Annotated in this window: 17 protein-coding genes; 7 read left to right on the top strand and 10 right to left on the bottom strand. The window is 72.1% G+C overall.

Translation table 11 applies throughout. The annotated features are described in order from the left end of the window. Window positions 1–94: 94 nt before the first annotated feature. From BM051_RS02495 to BM051_RS02485, 3 genes are read right to left on the bottom strand one after another with little or no spacing between them, the layout of a single operon-like run. Window positions 95–763: a GntR family transcriptional regulator gene (locus tag BM051_RS02495; RefSeq protein ID WP_092527268.1), complete on the bottom strand. Its 669-nt coding sequence runs from the start codon at window positions 761–763 to the stop codon at window positions 95–97. Window position 764: 1 nt separating this feature from the next. Further along, the gene (locus tag BM051_RS02490; protein WP_092527265.1) at window positions 765–1,493 is read right to left on the bottom strand and encodes a maleate cis-trans isomerase family protein; all 729 of its coding nucleotides are present in this window, start codon (window positions 1,491–1,493) and stop codon (window positions 765–767) included. A 40-nt stretch (window positions 1,494–1,533) separates the two neighbouring features. Next, window positions 1,534–2,283, bottom strand: coding sequence for a maleate cis-trans isomerase family protein (locus BM051_RS02485; protein WP_092527263.1), 750 nt, complete (start codon window positions 2,281–2,283; stop codon window positions 1,534–1,536). Between the two features lie 93 nt (window positions 2,284–2,376). Here BM051_RS02485 and BM051_RS02480 point away from each other — a divergent pair, with 93 nt between their 5' ends. From BM051_RS02480 to BM051_RS02460, 5 genes are read left to right on the top strand one after another with little or no spacing between them, the layout of a single operon-like run. Beyond that, complete coding sequence (locus tag BM051_RS02480; RefSeq protein ID WP_092527261.1) at window positions 2,377–3,354, top strand: D-2-hydroxyacid dehydrogenase; 978 nt, start codon at window positions 2,377–2,379, stop codon at window positions 3,352–3,354. Window positions 3,355–3,362: 8 nt separating this feature from the next. Next, window positions 3,363–4,775, top strand: a complete 1,413-nt coding sequence (locus BM051_RS02475; protein WP_092527258.1) for an amidase — start codon at window positions 3,363–3,365, stop codon at window positions 4,773–4,775. 47 nt (window positions 4,776–4,822) lie between these two features. Further along, window positions 4,823–5,023, top strand: coding sequence for a hypothetical protein (locus BM051_RS02470; RefSeq protein WP_092527255.1), 201 nt, complete (start codon window positions 4,823–4,825; stop codon window positions 5,021–5,023). Beyond that, complete coding sequence (locus BM051_RS02465; protein WP_243859510.1) at window positions 5,023–5,409, top strand: type II toxin-antitoxin system death-on-curing family toxin; 387 nt, start codon at window positions 5,023–5,025, stop codon at window positions 5,407–5,409. Before BM051_RS02470 ends, BM051_RS02465 begins: the two co-directional genes overlap by 1 nt. 53 nt (window positions 5,410–5,462) lie before the next feature. Then, a complete protein-coding gene (locus BM051_RS02460; protein WP_166677699.1) occupies window positions 5,463–6,437 on the top strand; it encodes an aldo/keto reductase in 975 nt (324 codons plus the stop codon). A gap of 55 nt (window positions 6,438–6,492) precedes the next feature. Here the strand turns inward: BM051_RS02460 and BM051_RS02455 are convergent, their stop codons facing one another. From BM051_RS02455 to pqqA, 6 genes are all read right to left on the bottom strand, one after another. Next, window positions 6,493–8,076 carry an MFS transporter gene (locus BM051_RS02455; protein ID WP_092527253.1) on the bottom strand — a complete coding sequence of 528 codons (1,584 nt, stop codon included), beginning with the start codon at window positions 8,074–8,076 and terminating at the stop codon, window positions 6,493–6,495. A gap of 1,081 nt (window positions 8,077–9,157) precedes the next feature. Beyond that, window positions 9,158–10,039 (bottom strand): pyrroloquinoline quinone biosynthesis protein PqqB, encoded by an 882-nt coding sequence (gene pqqB, locus BM051_RS02450; protein WP_092527249.1) that lies wholly within the window; start codon window positions 10,037–10,039, stop codon window positions 9,158–9,160. Window positions 10,040–10,041: 2 nt separating this feature from the next. Beyond that, window positions 10,042–11,118, bottom strand: a complete 1,077-nt coding sequence (gene pqqE, locus BM051_RS02445; protein ID WP_092527246.1) for a pyrroloquinoline quinone biosynthesis protein PqqE — start codon at window positions 11,116–11,118, stop codon at window positions 10,042–10,044. Continuing rightward, on the bottom strand, window positions 11,109–11,369 hold the full coding sequence (gene pqqD, locus BM051_RS02440; protein ID WP_092527243.1) for a pyrroloquinoline quinone biosynthesis peptide chaperone PqqD: 261 nt from the start codon (window positions 11,367–11,369) through the stop codon (window positions 11,109–11,111). The genes pqqE and pqqD overlap by 10 nt, the downstream gene beginning before the upstream one ends. Continuing rightward, window positions 11,366–12,061: a pyrroloquinoline-quinone synthase PqqC gene (pqqC, locus tag BM051_RS02435; protein ID WP_092527240.1), complete on the bottom strand. Its 696-nt coding sequence runs from the start codon at window positions 12,059–12,061 to the stop codon at window positions 11,366–11,368. The genes pqqD and pqqC overlap by 4 nt, the downstream gene beginning before the upstream one ends. Continuing rightward, a complete protein-coding gene (pqqA, locus tag BM051_RS02430; protein WP_092527237.1) occupies window positions 12,058–12,153 on the bottom strand; it encodes a pyrroloquinoline quinone precursor peptide PqqA in 96 nt (31 codons plus the stop codon). Before pqqA ends, pqqC begins: the two co-directional genes overlap by 4 nt. Before the next feature lie 299 nt (window positions 12,154–12,452). Between pqqA and BM051_RS02425 the strand changes: the two genes are divergently transcribed. Beyond that, on the top strand, window positions 12,453–13,460 hold the full coding sequence (locus tag BM051_RS02425) for a PQQ-dependent sugar dehydrogenase (RefSeq protein ID WP_092527234.1): 1,008 nt from the start codon (window positions 12,453–12,455) through the stop codon (window positions 13,458–13,460). Window positions 13,461–13,569: 109 nt separating this feature from the next. Here BM051_RS02425 and BM051_RS02420 read toward each other — a convergent pair whose 3' ends face one another. Beyond that, a complete protein-coding gene (locus BM051_RS02420; RefSeq protein ID WP_092528417.1) occupies window positions 13,570–14,937 on the bottom strand; it encodes a WS/DGAT/MGAT family O-acyltransferase in 1,368 nt (455 codons plus the stop codon). 96 nt (window positions 14,938–15,033) lie between these two features. On the opposite strand from BM051_RS02420, the gene BM051_RS02415 reads away from it, so the two are divergent. Beyond that, the gene (locus BM051_RS02415) at window positions 15,034–16,035 is read left to right on the top strand and encodes a glutathione S-transferase family protein (RefSeq protein ID WP_092527227.1); all 1,002 of its coding nucleotides are present in this window, start codon (window positions 15,034–15,036) and stop codon (window positions 16,033–16,035) included. Window positions 16,036–16,183 lie beyond the last annotated feature (148 nt).

Below are 16,183 nucleotides of genomic sequence, written 5' to 3'. Positions count from 1 at the left end.
CGGTGCAGACGACAAGCGCCTGGTTGCCGCCGCTCGCCACCACGGCCTGCCGTTGGCCGCGCCGTCCTGAGCAGCGGCGTGCCCACGGTGCGGGTCAGGTGAGGGTGGTGCCGGGGACGAGGCGTCGGACGGCGTCCTCCATGTGGGCCTCCAGGTGGTCGAGCACGGCCTGCTCGTCGCCGGCGCGGAGGGCATCGATGATCCGGTTGTGCTCGCGCACCCGCTCCTTGACCGGCTGGTCGGTGCGCTGCAACAGCGACAGGCACATCCGGGTCTCGATCAGCAGCGTGCGGGCCATCCGCACCAGCCGTCTGCTCCCGGAGGCCTCGATGAGCGCCTCGTGGAAGCGCAGGTCGGCCTCGGACAGCGCGGTCGGGTCACCGGAGTGGGCCGCGTCGGCCATCGCCCGCACCGTCTCGGTCAGCAGGTCCGCCGCCCGCTCCCGGTCGCCGCGCAGCACCCGTAGCGCCGCCGCCCGCTCGATCGCCGAGCGCGCCACGTAGATGTCGTAGACGTCGTCGGGCTCGAGCTCGATCACGAACAGCCCGCGGTGCCGCTCGCTGCGCAGCAGGCCCTCCGAGACCAGCCGCTGCATCGCCTCCCGCAGCGGACCCCTGGACACCTGGAACTGCGCGGCCAGCTCGGTCTCGCCGAGCTGCGTGCCCGGCGGCAGTGAGCCGTTCATGATCGCCTCGCGGAGCTGTCTCGCGATGATCGCCGCGGTGGACTCCCGGCTCACCGGCTCGATGTCGGCCAGCGGCATCTCACTGCCCCTCCGATCGGAACAGTGTGCCGAGCGCGGCGACCGGCCGGAGCGCGCCGGCGAGCCGCAGCCCCTCCCACACGGTCACCTGGTTCGCGGTGAGCACCGGCTTGCCCAGCTCCTTCTCCAGGGTGTCCAGCAGCGCCAGGGTGCGCATCGCGGTGTCGGGCACCAGCAGCGCGTCGGCCTCCGGGTGGTCGTGCGCCCTGGCCAGCTCGCACACCGCGTCCGGGGTCAGCCGGCCGACCTCGGCGGCGGTGTCGATGCCGGCGCTGGACATCGCCACGACCTCGACCCCGCCCGCGGCGAGGAAGTCCACGAACAGCCGGGCCACGTCGTCGGGGTAGCTGGCCGCCACGGCCACCCGGCGCAGCCCGAGCGCGCTCGCCGCCCTGACGAAGGCGAACGACGTGCTCGACGCCGGCACTCCGCCGGCCGCCGCGGACAGCCCGGCGGCCTGCTCGGCCGCGCCGTCGCCGTAGACGAAGCTGCCGCTCGTGCAGGCCCACACCACCGCGTCGGGCTCGTGCTTGGCCAGCAGTCCGGCGCCCTCGGCCAGCCGCTCCGGGCTGCCCAGGTCCAGCAACTCGGGGACGGCGTGCAGATCGGTGCCGTAGATGTGCTCGACCACCAGCCGGACACCATCGTCCCGCTGGTCGAGCAGCCGCTCGGCCAGCGGGTAGTCGTCCTCCGCGGCGTGGTCGGGGTAGATGAAGCCGACGGTGACCATGCGCACCTCCCTGTAGATTGTCAACAATCCTAAACCGGTCTCACGACACCTCGCGCAGCCATGCCCCCGGCCCCACGATGGGCAGCTCCATCCGGTCGAGGCAGGCCCACATGGTCAGCTGGTTCGCGGTGAGCACCGGCTTGCCGAGCGCGGTCTCCAGTGGCTCGATCAGGTCGTAGGTGGGCAGGTTGGTGCAGCTGACGAAGATGGCCTCGGCGTCGGCGTGGTTGGCCGCGATGATCCGCTCCGCGATGGTGCGATAGCTGACCTTCCAGATGCCGCCACCGAGGCCGAGATGGTCACTCGACAGGACGTCGACCCCCAGTTCGGCCAGGAAGGCGTGCAGCTTGCCGGTGAGGTCGGCGTCGTACGGGGTGAGCACCGAGATCCGCCGCAGGTCCAGCCGCCGCAGCACCTCGGCCAGCGCTCCCGACGTCGTCACCGCCTCCGGGGCCCCGGCCTCGCAGATCGCCTTGCACAGCGAGTGCTCGTAGTCGACGCCGTTGACGAAGCTGCCCGAGGTGCACAGGTAGGCGACGACTTCCGGCTCCACGTGCAGCACGTCGCGGGTGGCCGCGGCGAGGTGCTGGCTGTTGCTGACCAGCTGGGCCATCTCCATGCTCACCGGCACCGGCTCGTACGGGGTGCGGGCCAGGTGCAGGGAGACCTCCATCGGCACCCAGCGCCACAGCTCGCGCTCCAGCGCCAGGTCGAAGGGGGCGATCACCCCGATGCCCCGCTGCGCCAGCGGCCCTTCGAACGCGGGGACGTCCAACGTGGAGAAATCCAAGGCTCAGCCTCCGGGGTGCATCTGAAGGAGTGGCCTCCGGGGTGGCTCCTCGGATTGTTGACAATCATACGACCGGCTCTTACCGTGTCAACGATGATCGGCACGGACTCCCCGGTGCTGGCGGTGCTGTGCGGCGACCAGCACCCCCCGGACATGGACAGCATCGAGCGGTCCGCGACGGTTCGTTACACCCGTGCCGACGGGCTGGCCGAGGCGCTGCGCGGGGCGGACGTCCTCTTCGTCTACGACTTCCTCTCCACGGCCGTCCCCGACGCGTGGCCCGCGGCCGACCGGTTGCGCTGGGTGCACATCGCCAGCGCCGGGGTGGACCCGGTGATGTTCCCCGAGTTGCGGGCCAGTGATGTCGTGCTGACCAACTCCCGCGGCGTGTTCGACTCCTCGATCGCCGAGTACGTGCTGGGCGTCGTACTGGCCTTCGCCAAGGACTTCGCCGGCTCCCTGCGGTTGCAGCAGGAGTGCCGCTGGCGACATCGGGAGACCGAGCGGATCGGCGGGCGGACCGCCCTGGTGGTGGGCACCGGGCCGATCGGGCGGGCCATTGCCCGGCTGCTGCGCGCCGCCGGGATGCGGGTGGCCGGGGTGGGCCGGAGGGCCAGGGACGACGACCCGGACTTCGGCACCGTGTACCCCTCCGAGCGGCTGACCGAGCACCTGCCCGGCGCCGACTACGTCGTCGCGGTGGCGCCGCTGACCGAGCAGACCAAGGGCATGTTCGACTCGGCGGCGTTCGCGGCGATGCGGCCGAGCGCGCGGTTCGTCAACGTCGGCAGGGGCGAGCTGGTGGTGACCGAGGACCTGGTCGCCGCGTTGCGTGCCGGCGAGCTGGCGGGCGCCGCGCTGGACGTGTTCGACACCGAGCCGCTGCCGCAGGACAGTCCGTTGTGGACGATGCCGAACGTGCTGGTGTCGCCGCACATGTCCGGCGACTTCGTCGGCTGGCGCAACGCGCTGGTGGCGGTGTTCGCCGACAACTTCCAGCGGTGGCGCGGCGGGCAGCCACTCCGTAACGTCGTCGACAAGACTCTGGGCTACGTGCCGTCGGGCCGGTGAGGAGAGAGATGGCAGCCAACACCAGCACCCTGCTGACGGCCAGCGAGCTCGTCGCGGCGTACTCCTCGGGAGAGGTGTCGCCGGTCGAGGCCACCAGGGCCGCGCTGGACGCCATCGACCAGCGTGACCAGGAGCTGCGCGCGTTCGCGCTGGTGGACGCCGACGCGGCGCTGGATCAGGCGAAGGGGTCCGAGCAGCGCTGGCGGGAGGGCAACCCGATCGGCTGGCTGGACGGCGTGCCGACCTCGATCAAGGACATGTTCCTCACCCAGGGTTGGCCGACGCTGCGCGGGTCGCGGTGCATTGACCCGAACCAGTCGTGGGACGTCGACAGCCCGGTGACCGCGCGGATGCGGGAGCACGGACTGGTGCTGCTGGGCAAGACCACCACTCCGGAGCTCGGCTGGAAGGCGGTCACCGACAACCTGGTGGACGGGATCACCCGCAACCCGTGGAACCCGTCCCGCACGCCCGGCGGCTCCAGCGGGGGCAGCGGCGCGGCGGTGGCGGCCGGGATGGGGGAGCTGTCGGTCGGCACCGACGGGGGCGGCTCGGTGCGCATCCCGGCGTCGTTCTGCGGGATCGTCGGGTTCAAGCCGACCGGCGGGCGGATCCCGCTGTACCCGGCGAGCCCGTTCGGTCCGCTCGCGCACGCCGGGCCGATGGCGCGGTCGGTGGACGACGTCGCGCTGCTGCTCGACGTGCTGGCCCAGCCCGACTACCGGGATCCTTCGGCGCTGCCGCCGCCGCTGAGCGCCTACCGGGAGGCGGTGCGCCGGGACGTGCGCGGGTTGAACGTGGCGTACTCGGCGGATCTCGGGTACGTGCGGGTGGACCCCGAGGTGGCGCAGGTGGTGCTGTCGGTGGTGGCCGCGCTGGACGAGGCGGGGCTGCGGGTGGAGGAGACCGACCCGGGCTTCGACGACCCTCGGGAGGCGTTCGAGCTGCTGTGGGCCACCGGCGCGGCGAAGTGGCTGAACACGTTCCCGCCCGGTTCGGAGGAGCGGGTCGACCAGGGCCTGCGCCGGGTGTGGGAGAAGGGGCTGACGTACTCGGCGGCCGACTACCTGGAGGCGTCGGCGACGCGGGCGGCGCTGGGGATCCACATGGGGGAGTTCCACACGCGGTACGACGTGCTGATCACGCCGAGTGTGCCGATCCCACCGTTCGAGGCCGGTCACGACGTGCCGCCGGGGAGCGGGTTCAGCAGTTGGCCGCAGTGGGCGTCGTTCAGCTACCCGTTCAACCTGACCCAGCAGCCCGCGATCAGCGTCCCGGCGGGCTTCACCTCGGACGGTTTGCCGGTGGGGCTGCAGATCGTCGGGCCGCGCCACTCCGACGACCTGGTGCTCGCCGTGGCGAAGCTGGTCGAGGAGGTCCGCCCCTGGCCCACCGACCGCCCCGCCGGGACCGTTCGGTAGTTCCAGACTTGGTACCTGATCAGGTACCAAGTTAGTAGACTGTTCGCATGCCCGCATTGAACCTGCAATTCTCTGATGAGGAGATGGCTGAGCTTCGCGCTGCGGCCGAGCGTGAGGGCAAGTCGTTGAAGGCTCTTGCGCACGACGCGGTGCTCGGTGTGGTGTCGTCTCGGAAGCACTTGGTTGAGCAGGCCGCAGCGCAGGTGGCAGGAATCAGTCGGGAGTTGAACGAGCGACTGGCGCGGTAGTGGGCAACATCTACTTCCTCGACATGGAGGACGTGCTGACCGCGGCCAGCCACGCGGCTGAAGGTCCGGTGGAGGTGTGGGACTTCGGCCTCCTCGCAGCCGCGGTCGCGAGGCCGGCGACAACGGTCTTCGGGCAGGATGCTTACCCCGATCTGTTCGCCAAGGCTGCCGCCCTGCTGCATTCCCTCGTGCGCAACCGCGCGCTCGTCGACGGCAACAAGCGAGCCGGGTGGGCGAGTGCTTGGGTCTTCCTGAAGGTGAACGGGGAGGAACTAGCCGATCCGTTGGACGTCGATGCTGCGGAGGAACTCGTACTGGCGGCGGCCCGAGGTGATATCGACGTACCGGACATCGCCAATGGGCTCCGCCGGTTCTCGAGGGCGTGATCTGGGTAGCGTCCGGATGCGTCGGTCCAGTGGTTGTGCTCTGCTTGGGGGGCATGCGGATGACGACACTGGGCAGGAGTGGACTGACCGTCTCGCGGGTCGCGTTCGGCACCTGGCAGCTCGGTGGCGACTGGGGCTCCTTCGACACCGACACCGCGATCGCCGCCATCCGGCAGGCCCGCGAGCTCGGCGTGAACTTCTTCGACACCGCGCAGGCCTACGGCTTCGGCAAGGCCGAGTCCCTGCTCGGCCGGGCCCTGCGCGACGAGCTGAACCGCGACCGGGACTCCGTCGTGCTCGCCACCAAGGGCGGCATCAACCCGGGCGGCGAGCGCGTCCGCGACGCCAGCCGCGGCTGGCTGCGGCAGGGCGTCGAGCAGAGCCTGCGCGAACTCGGCGTCGACCACATCGACCTCTACCAGGTCCACTGGCCCGACCCGGACACCCCGGCCGAGGAGACCGCGACCGCGCTGCAGGAGCTGGTCGACGAGGGCAAGATCCGGCACGTCGGAGTGTCCAACTACGACAGTGGCCAGCTCGCCGGGTTCGACCGCGTCCGCCCGGTGGAGACGCTGCAGCCGCCCTACCACCTGTTCCGCCGCGCCATCGAGACCGACCCGCTGCCCTACTGCCGCGAGCACGACATCGGCGTGCTCGTCTACAGCCCGCTCGGCAGCGGCTTGCTCACCGGCGCCCTCACCCCGGACACCACGTTCCCCGCCGACGACTGGCGCTCCAGGTCCTCCGCCTTCCAGGGCGACAACCTCCGCCGCAACCTCACCGTGGTCGACGAGCTGAAGGCCTTCGCCGCCGACCGCGGCGCCACGGTCAGCCAGCTCGCCATCGCCTGGACGTTGGCCCAGCCGGGTGTGCACGTCGCCATCGTCGGCGCCCGCAAGCCGCACCACATCGCCGACTGCCTCGCCGCCGCCGACCTCGACCTCACCGATTCCGACGTCGCCGAGATCGAGCGGATCACCGCCAAGGGCGTTCAGGTCGAGGGTGCCTCCCCGGAGGGCATCGCCTGAGCCGCGGCTCGCCCGCCGGCGGGGACCGGACCCCGACCCGGTTCCCGCCGGCGGGTCACCCCTCCCGGCCCTGCGCCACCAGGTCACCCTCCTCCTCGGCCGCCGGGGCCGCCGGGGCCGCCGACCCGGTGCCCGTCCCCGTTCCCCGGAGCAGCGCGGCGGCCGCGACCGTCACCCCGACCAGCAGCACCGTCAGCGCGACGCTCGCCCACTGCATCCCGGCCAGGAACGCCTCCCGGGTGACCGCCAGCAACGGCTCACCGACCCCGGCCGGCAGCTCCCCGGCGGCGGCCACGGCGCCGCCGAGCGTGTCGCGCGCCGCGTCGGCTACCGCCGGGGGCGTGTCGGCCGGCAACACGTCCGCGCTCACCCGCGCCCGGTACACCGCGGCGCCGATGCTGCCGGTGATCGCGACCCCGAGCGCGATGCCCAGCTCGTTGCCGGTCTCCGCGGTGCCCGACGCCGTGCCCACCCGCTCCGATGGCGCGCTGTTGATGATCAGGTCGTAGGTCAGCACCATCGCCGGGTTGAGCGCGAGGTTGAGCACGACGAACCCGGTGATGGTCAGGCCCAACCCCGGCGACCCGACCACCACCAGCAGCATGCCGACCACGGCGAGCGCGAAGCCGGCGGTGATCACCCGGACCGGCGGCACCCGCCTGGTCACCACCGGCACCAGCAGCGTGCCGGCGACACCCGCGGCCATCGCCGGCACGGTCCACAGCCCGGCACGCAGCGGCGAGAGCCCCAGCACGAGCTGCAGGTACTGCATCAGGAAGAACTGCACCGCGGCCAGCACGAACAGCGCGGTGACCTGCGCGCCCAGCGACACGGTGAACCCGCGCCGGGTGAACAGCGCCAGGTCGAGCAGCGGGTGCGCCAGCCGGCGCTGCCGCCGGACGAACGCCCAGCCGAGGAGCAGCCCCGCGACGAGGGTCACCAGCGGCAGCACGGCAGGCCCGTCCTGGGCGAGCTCCTTGATTCCGTAGACCACCGGCAGGATCGCCGCCATCGCCAGCACCACGCTGATCAGGTCGGCCCGGCCGGCCGAGTCGGAGCGGAACTCCGGCAACACGATCGGGCCGAGCACCACCAGCAGCGCCATCACCGGCACGGCCGGCAGGAAGACGGCGCCCCACCAGTACGCCTCCAGCAGCGCGCCGCCCACCAGCGGGCCGATCGCCCCGCCGGCCATGAAGCTCGACGACCACACCGCGATCGCCAGCCGGCGCTGGGTGGCGTCGGCGAACATCGTGCTGATCAGCGAGAGCGTCGACGGCAGCAGGGTGGCGCCGGTGACCCCGAGCAGGGCGCGGGCGGCGATCAGCATCGGCGCGCTGGTGGACAACGCGGCCAGCACCGACGCCGCGCCGAACGCCGCCCCGCCGGCCAGCAGCAGCCGCCGGCGGCCGATCCGGTCGCCGACCGTGCCCATGGTGATGAGCAGGCCGGCGATCATGAAGCCGTAGATGTCGACGATCCAGAGCATCTGCGTGCTGGTGGGCTGCAGGTCGGCGCTGAGGTGCGGCACGGCAAGGTGCAGCCCGGTGAAGTCCAGCGCGATCACCAGCGCGGGCAGGGCCAGCACGACCAGGCCGACCCACTCGCGCACCCCCGCCCGCGTCGCGGTCTCGGACATGAGAGCCTCCCGTGTGGAACGTGATCCCGCCGCGAGGCTAGAACTTCGAGCAAGATGGAGGTCAACAGCCGGGCTCGGGTCAGGCCCCGATCTCGTGCGTGGTGACCGCGCCCTCGTTGAGCCGACACTCGCGTTGAGCCGCTACCCAGGTCCTGGTCACGTGGGGTGCGTGGGGCGCGACGGATCCGTTGTTGCTGCCTCCCCACGGCGTGGGCTGGATTCGCCCACACCTGTTGGGGCCGCGCCGGCACAAGACGGGCGCCCGAGGAATCACCCGACGCGGGGCGTCCCCTTGGTTCTCCCCCGTCCCCTTCGTCCGTGCCGGTCCTGTGCGGGGTGGGGCTCGGGTCAAGGGTGAGCGCAGCGAATCGCGCAGCGACGCCGAAGGCGCCCTTGAGGCGAGCCCCACCCCGTCAGACACTGCCGGCTCCCAGAAGGGGACGCGGGAGGGTGCCCCCCGCCCGCCCCGGGGAGGGTGCGGCCCCGCCCGCCCCGGGGGCCGCCGAGCCGCTCCAGCGTATCGCCGCCCGGAGTGCTGGGACGGTGCGCGGGAAATCTGTGGATCCCTTTCGGGGGATGGGGACAACTCGACGGGTTCACGGCGAGGTGTCTCGCGCCGCGGGGCACATCTCGCATACCCGCTGCGGGTGCATCCCGTGTCGGGGTTACCGCGTCACGGGTGGTGTGGTCCCCACCCCGAAGCCTGATTGTGTTGACGGTCGTCGGCACCGTGTCAAGGCGGGAAAGAGTGCCTTGACACGGCACCGCCGACCGCACAGCGGCTTCGGATCGGGGTGGGGAGGGGGATGGGTGTTGCCCCTTGTCTGGTGGGGCGTGCCCCGACCCGGGTGGGAACAGCGGGTGCTCTCGCGCCTGGTGATGCGTTCCTCGAACCGGGTGGAAACGGCGGTGGTGCCAACGCCTGGTGAGGTGTTCCTCGAGCCGGGATGGAAATGGTGTTGACCCCTTGCTGACGGGGTGTGCCGCGAGCCGTGATCGGTTCAGGTGCCGAACCGGTGAACGGGGACATCGGTGGGTGCCGGAGTCGTGGCGCGGGCTGGACGGCGGGACCGCCGGCTGCTCACAGCACCAGCTCGGTGCCGTCCTCGGGGAGCTCGGCGCCGGCGTCCAGGACCGCCCGGTGCTCTGGCGAGTGCGGGTCCAGCACCGGATTCGTGTTGTTCAGGTGGGTGTACATCCAGCGCACGTCCGGGAAGTCGGCGCGTCGGGCCATGCTGCCGCCGGCGCCGGCGATCGGCAGGTGCCCCATCGACCGCTGCCCCCGACTGTCACCCGCCGCGGCGGCCATCTCGTCGCCGCCGTGGAACGTGCCGTCGAGCAGCACGCAGTCGGCGCCGGCGACGACGTCGTCGAACCCGTCCGGCCAGCTCGCCAGGCACGGCGCGTACACCAGCACCCCACCGGTGACCGGGTCGGCGATCCGATACGCCACCACCCAGGGACCGTCCACATCGGAGGACGCCGCGTACCGCGGTCGCTTGCCGCTCACCGGGACCGTGGTCACCCGCAACCCGCCCACGTCGACCGATCCCGCCACCGGCCGCCACTCCCACGCGCCGTGCCGGGCGAGCACGTCCCGCACGGCGAAGCCGTCCCGCAGCGCGTGCGTCACCGCCTCGGGCGCCCACACCGGCAGCCCGTCGCCCTCCCGCAGCAGCAACAGCCCGAGCACGTGGTCCAGCTCGGCGTCGGTGAGCAGCGCCCCGCGCAGCGGCGTCTCCCGCGGCCCCGGCCCCGGCGCGAGCGCCGGCGTGTCCAGGAGCTGCGCCCGCAGGTCGGGCGAGGCGTTGAGCAGATACCAGTGCGCGCCGTCTGCGCTGACCGCCAGGCAGTCCTGCGTCCGGCTCGCCCCGGACCGGCGCACCGACCGACAGCGCGGGCACGCGCAGTTCCACTGCGGCACCCCGCCCCCGGCGGCGGTGCCGAGCAGCACCACTCGCATCGCTACCCCCGCATCACGAACTCGACGTCGGCGGGCGCCCGCAGCAGCGCGTCCACCATGCCCCGATTCGGCGAGCGCGAGCACACCGGGTCGGTCGCCGCGGCGTCCCCGGTGAGCAGGAACGCCTGGCAGCGGCAGCCGCCGAAGTCGACGGTGCGCCGCGCGCAGCTTCGGCACGGCTCGGCCATCCAGTCCTCACCCCGATAGGCGTTGAACGTCTCCGACGCGTACCAGATCTCGGCCAGCGGCCGCTCCCGCACGCTCGCCACCGGCAGCGTGTCGATCACCGACGCCGCGGGGCACGGCAGCACCCGCCCGTCCGGCGCCACGGTGAATTGCCGCGACCCCCACCCGTACATGCACGGCTTGGGGAACTCCTCGTGGTAGTCGGCGAGCACGTACACGATCTCCATCCGGCCGCGCAGCCGCTCGGTGGCCGCGCGCACGACCGGCTCGGCCGCGGCGAGTTGCTCGCGGGTCGGCTGCAGCGCGGCCCTGTTCCGCAGCGCCCACCCGTAGTACTGGGTGTTCGCCAGCTCCAGCCGCTCGGCGCCCATCCGCTCGGCCAGCGCGATGATGCCGGGGAGTTGGTCGTGGTTGGCCCGGTTCAGCACGGCGTTGACGGTCAACGGCAGCCCGGCCGCGGTGACCACCTCGGCGGCGGCGATCTTGCGCTCGTGCGCCCTGGCCCCGGCGATCCGGTCGGCCCGCGCCGCCTCGGCGCCCTGGACGGAGAGCTGGACGTGGGCGAGGCCGCGGTCGGCGAGGTCGGCGACCCGCTCGGCGGTGAGCCCGAGCCCGCTGGTCACCAGGTTCACGTAGCAGCCCAGCTCGCTGGCCCTGGTGACCAGTTCGGGCAGGTCCCGCCGGGCCAGCGGCTCCCCGCCGGACAGGTGCACCTGCAGCACGCCCAGCGCACGGGCCTGCTCGAGCACGTCCAGCCACTCGGCGGTGTCCAGCTCGGCGGCGCGCGCGACCAGCTCGACCGGGTTGGAGCAGTACGGGCAGTGCAGCGGGCAGCGGTGGGTCAGCTCGGCCAGCATGCCCAGTGGCGCGGCTACACCGTCGGTCACGTCCATTCCACCACCCGCCGGTCGGCCAACCGGGCCAGCACGTCGCGCACGTCGGCGGGGCGCACCCCGCTGTAGCGCCGACTCAGCTCGGCGCCGATCTCGTCTACTGTGGACTCGCCGTCGCAGAGCCGGAGCACGGCGGCCGCGGTGGCGTTGGGCACCAGGACGCCCTCGGGGTAGAGGATCACGTGGGTACTCCGCGTCTCGTCGTAGGTCAGCCGCACCCCGCGGCGCAGTCGGGGCCGATTCCCGGTCACGCCGCCTCCGAAGCCGCCCGCTCGATGGCGTCGAGCATCGAGCACAGCACGTCGCACTTGAACGCGAGCGCCGCGACCGCCGCGTCCTGCTGCTCCCGGGTCCGGCAGTACCGCACCACGATGTCCAGCGCGTCCTTGCCCTCGCCGCTCACCGCGTCGATCCGGTTGGTGAAGTAGGCTAGGTCGTCCCGGCTGATCCACGCGTAGTTGGCGAGCAGGTCGGTGACCCGGCGGCGCATCAGGTGCCCGGAGAACATCTCGGTGAGTCCGGAGGCGACCGCCTCGACCCACGGCCGGGTACGCGCGAACGTCAGATAGGCGTCCACCGCGAACCGCACGCCCGGCATGACGTGCCGCTCGTCCAGCACCTCCTCGCGGTCGAGGCCGACCGCGGCACACAGCCGCAGCCAGCGCTCGATCCCGCCCTCGCCGGCGACCCTGCCGTCGTGGTAGACGATCCGGTCCAGCCACTGCCGGCGGATCTCCGGCACGGGACAGTTGCTGATGATCGCCGCGTCCTTCTGCGGCAGCATCCGCTGGTAGTACCAGCGGTTCGCCGCCCAGGCGCGCAGCTCGGGCGGAGTGAGGTCGCCGCCGTGCATTCGCCGATGGAAGGGGTGTGACCCCCAGTACCGTGGCTCCAGCTCACGCAGGGCGGCGACGAACTCGGCCTCACCGAGCGGTTCGCTCACTCCATCCGCGCCGCGTACGCCGTGACCTCCATCGGCGTCTCGTACTCGACGAAGTCGGGGGTGGTCCAGACCTCGAGCTCGTGCTCGACCATGGCGTCCTCCTGCGGCCTACCGGTACTTCTGATAGCGCTTTCAGCGTAGGAGCCGCCGGGCCGGCGCGCCAGGTGCGTCAGTCGGATACCGGTCGGTACGCAGGAAACTCGCCTGAGTGGCTCAGTTCTTTGGTGAGTTGGGTCACCAACTGTGTCTGAAACGTGCTTGCTCCACGCCCCTGCCGGTGGTAGCCGAGCGGTTTTCCGCCGTGCTTGGATGCCCCCGTACGCACGTTCGTGCCCCACATCCGTGCCCCGCCGCCGTTCCTCGCCCCGGGGCGCTTCCAAGGAGGCGAACCATGTCCTTGCGTTCCCCGTCCCTCCGCCGCGGCCTCGCCGCGGCAGCCTGCACGATCGCCGCCGCGGCCACCATCGTCGTCGGCACGCCGGCGGCCGCGGCACCCGCCGATGTCTCGCCGCTGGCGATCCGGCAGGTCGTCAGCGGCCTGAACCAGGCGTGGGCGATCGACTTCCTCCCCGACGGCACCCCGCTGTTCACCGAGCGGAACTCCGCCAAGATTCGCCGGATCGAGGGGAGAACGGCCGTCGACGTCCAGCGCATCCCCGGTGTCGCGGTGACCCGGGAGGGTGGCCTGCTCGGCCTCGCCGTGTCCCCGAACTACGCCCAGGACCAGACGGTCTTCATCTACTACACCACCAGCAGGGACAACCGGGTCGCGAAGTTGCGGCTCGGCCAGTCGCCCCAGCCGATCGTCACCGGCATCCCGCGCGGCCGCCAGAACCACCAGGGCGGCCGGATCAGGTTCGGCCCCGACGGCTACCTCTACATCGGCACCGGCGACGCGGAGAACGCCAACAGCGCGCAGAACCGGGACTCGCTGGCCGGCAAGGTGTTGCGGGTCGACACCAACGGCGCCGCCGCGCCCGGCAACCCGTTCGGCAACCGGGTCTACTCCTACGGCCACCGCAACGTCCAGGGCCTGGCCTGGGTGGGCAACCAGCTCTACATCACCGACATCGGGCCGAGCGACGTCGACGAGCTGAACCGGATCGAGGCCGGCCGCAACTACGGCTGGCCGCGCTGCTCGGGGCCGTGCAACATCGCCGGGATGACCAACCCGGTCAAGAGCTGGCCGACCAGCTACGCCACCCCGAGCGGCATGGCGTACTACCGCGGCATGCTCTACATCGCCTCGCTCAAGGGCGGCACGATCAAGGTCGACACCAGCGGCAACGGCGGCAAGATCTACACCGCCCAGGGCCGCACCCGCGACGAGGTCGCCGGCCCCGACGGCCAGCTGTGGGTGGTCACCCCGAGCGCGATCTACGCCGCCGACGGCACCTGACCCCGGTTCCTGCCATGAAGGCCACCTTCATCGCGTTCAACGCCACGAAGGTGGCCTTCATGGCGTGAGGGCGGCGCTGGCCGCGCGCCGCGAGTACCTCGGCCCGTGATCACGCCGCCGTGGCGGCCTCCAGCTCGGCGAGTGCGGTGTCCAGGTGGGTCAGGATGCGCTGCAGGTGTGGCACGCTGCGCCGGCAGCCGGTGATTCCGAAGTCGAGGTTGTCGGCGTTGCTGGTGAGCGTGATGTTCACCGCCTGCCCGTCGAGCAGCACCGACGCCGGGTAGATCCCGTCCAGCCGCGCGCCGTTCCAGTACAGCTGCCGGCGCGGCCCGGGCACGTTGGAGATCACCAGGTTGAACGGCGGCCGGGTGTTGGTGACCACGCCGGGCAGCGGCGAGGCGCCCAGCGCGGCGACGTTGAGCCCGGACAGCAGCAGCGTCTGCAGCGGGGTGAGCTCGCTGAACAGCCGCTTGCCGTCCCGCATGGACTCGGAGATGGTGGCCAGCCGGGCCGCCGGGTCCGGCTTGTGCGTGGCCAGGTTGCACAGCAGCGCGCCGATCGCGTTGCCGCTGGCGGCGCCGTCCTCCCGCCGCGGCCGCAACGACACCGGCACCATCGCGACGAGCGGCGCGTCCGGCAGTGCCCGCTGCTCGATCAGGTAGTCCCGCAGCGCGCCGGCGCACATCGCGAGCACGACGTCGTTGCGGGACACCCCGGCCGCGGCGGCGACCGTCCGCACCCTGGCCAGTGGCCACGACTGCGCGGCGAACCGGCGCGCGCCACCGATCGGCACGTTGAACATCGTCCGAGGGGCCTGCATGGGCAGGGTCAGCCGGTGCTCGCGGAACGCCTCGCCGGCCACCTTCATCGCCGCTGGCGCCAACCCGGTGAACTGGCCGAGCGTGCCGCGGGCCCCGGCCAGCAGCGACCGCGGTCGGTGCGCGGGCCGCGCCGGCTCCGGCTGCCGCGACCCCCACGGCGGCGGGCAGTCCCGCACCGCGGGATCATCGGACAGGATCGACTGGAGGTGCCGCAGCGCGGCCACGCCGTCCAGCAACGCGTGGTGCACCTTGTTGTACATCGCGAACCGGCCGTCGCGCAGCCCCTCCACCAGATGGATCTCCCACAGCGGTCGGTGCCGGTCCAGCAATGTGCCGTGCCAGCGCGAGGTGAGCTCCAGCAACTCGCGCACCCGGCCCGGCTGCGGCAGCGCGGAGTGCCGGAAGTGGTAGTCGAGGTCCAGCTCGGTGTCCTCGGTCCAGCCGAGGTAGCCGAGCGTGCTCACCGGCCGGGCCGGCCGGCGGCGGAACAGGCCGCGCACCTCGGTGTTGGCCAGCAGGTCGCGGCGCAACTCGCCGAGGTACTCCGGGCCGGCCCCCTCCGGTTTCTCGAACAGCTGCAGCCCACCGACGTGCATCGGGTGTTCGCGGGTCTCCACGAGCAGGAACATCGAGTCCGTCACCGGCATGAACGCCACCGCGACCACTCCCTTTCGCCCGACGGCACGGCCCACGAGGGGTGGCCGAGTCTACGCACACTGCCACCACCCGCCGGAAGATCTACGCTGGGGAACATGGTGCAGGGAACCGATCCGGAGACCGGGAAGTTCGTCCGCTCGCCGTTCCACTTCACCGACCGGATCACCGCCGACGGTGCCGACGGGTGGCCGGTGGAGCCGGGCCGCTACCGGCTGGTGGTCAGCCGCGCCTGTCCGTGGGCCAGCCGGGCGCTGGTGGTGCGCCGGCTGCTCGGGCTGGAGGCCGCGTTGCCGGTCGCGGTGGCCGACCCGATCCAGGACGAGAAGAGTTGGCGGTTCACCCTCGACCCCGGTGACGTCGACCCGGTGCTGGGCATCCGCTACCTCGCCGAGGCCTACGCGAAGGCCGACCCGACCTACGACGGCGGGATCAGCGTGCCGGCGATCGTCGACGTGCCCAGCGGCAAGGTGGTGACCAACGACGTCCCGCGGATCACCCTGGACCTCGAGACCGAGTGGACGGCCCACCAGCGGCCCGGCGCACCGGACCTCTACCCCGAGCCACTGCGGGACGAGATCGACGCGGTGAACGCCCGGGTCTACGCCGACGTGAACGCCGCCGTGTACGAGGCCGGGTTCGCCACCACGCAGTCCGCCTACGACGACGCGTACCGGCGGCTGTTCACCTGCCTCGACGAGCTGTCCGAGCGGCTGGCCGACCGGCGCTACCTGGTGGGCGACACCATCACCGAGGCCGACATCCGGCTGTTCACCACGCTGGTCCGGTTCGACCCGGTCTACCACGGGCACTTCAAGTGCAATCGGCACAAGCTCGCCGAGCTACCCGTGCTGTGGGCCTACGCCCGCGACCTCTTCCAGACACCCGGCTTTGGCGACACGGTCGACTTCGACCACATCAAGCGGCACTACTACGTGGTGCACGGCAACGTCAACCCGACCGGGATCGTGCCGAACGGGCCGGTCCTGGCGGAGTGGGCCACCCCGCACGGCCGGGAGGAGCTGGGCGGCCGGCCGTTCGGCGACGGCGCGCCGCCGGGGCCGCCACCACCGGCGGAGGTGCTGCCGCCCCAGTGGTGAGTGTCCGTTCCATCCATAGTGGACTCTATGCGGCTGGCCGGTGCGAGATCACCCTGACCACGACGAGGTGACCCTTCGAGCGGTTCGCGGGGCGTGGCGGGCACCGGCCGCACCGCATCGGCCGAGGGTCCCCTTGGCGGGGGGTGGG

Origin of the sequence: Amycolatopsis arida, assembly GCF_900115565.1 — a bacterium.
GTDB classification, from domain to species: domain Bacteria; phylum Actinomycetota; class Actinomycetes; order Mycobacteriales; family Pseudonocardiaceae; genus Yuhushiella; species Yuhushiella arida.
Note: the sequence above shows the minus strand (reverse complement) of the source record. Positions and strands in the feature narration are given on the sequence as shown.

Coding starts and splice junctions, on each gene's coding strand:
- BM051_RS02495 (WP_092527268.1), bottom strand. CDS start 763: ATGCCGCTGGCCGACATCGAGCCGGTGAGCCGGGAGTCCACCGCGGCG.
- BM051_RS02490 (WP_092527265.1), bottom strand. CDS start 1,493: ATGGTCACCGTCGGCTTCATCTACCCCGACCACGCCGCGGAGGACGAC.
- BM051_RS02480 (WP_092527261.1), top strand. CDS start 2,377: ATGATCGGCACGGACTCCCCGGTGCTGGCGGTGCTGTGCGGCGACCAG.
- BM051_RS02475 (WP_092527258.1), top strand. CDS start 3,363: ATGGCAGCCAACACCAGCACCCTGCTGACGGCCAGCGAGCTCGTCGCG.
- BM051_RS02470 (WP_092527255.1), top strand. CDS start 4,823: ATGCCCGCATTGAACCTGCAATTCTCTGATGAGGAGATGGCTGAGCTT.
- BM051_RS02460 (WP_166677699.1), top strand. CDS start 5,463: ATGCGGATGACGACACTGGGCAGGAGTGGACTGACCGTCTCGCGGGTC.
- BM051_RS02455 (WP_092527253.1), bottom strand. CDS start 8,076: ATGTCCGAGACCGCGACGCGGGCGGGGGTGCGCGAGTGGGTCGGCCTG.
- pqqB (WP_092527249.1), bottom strand. CDS start 10,039: ATGCGAGTGGTGCTGCTCGGCACCGCCGCCGGGGGCGGGGTGCCGCAG.
- pqqE (WP_092527246.1), bottom strand. CDS start 11,118: ATGGACGTGACCGACGGTGTAGCCGCGCCACTGGGCATGCTGGCCGAG.
- pqqA (WP_092527237.1), bottom strand. CDS start 12,153: ATGGTCGAGCACGAGCTCGAGGTCTGGACCACCCCCGACTTCGTCGAG.
- BM051_RS02425 (WP_092527234.1), top strand. CDS start 12,453: ATGTCCTTGCGTTCCCCGTCCCTCCGCCGCGGCCTCGCCGCGGCAGCC.
- BM051_RS02415 (WP_092527227.1), top strand. CDS start 15,034: ATGGTGCAGGGAACCGATCCGGAGACCGGGAAGTTCGTCCGCTCGCCG.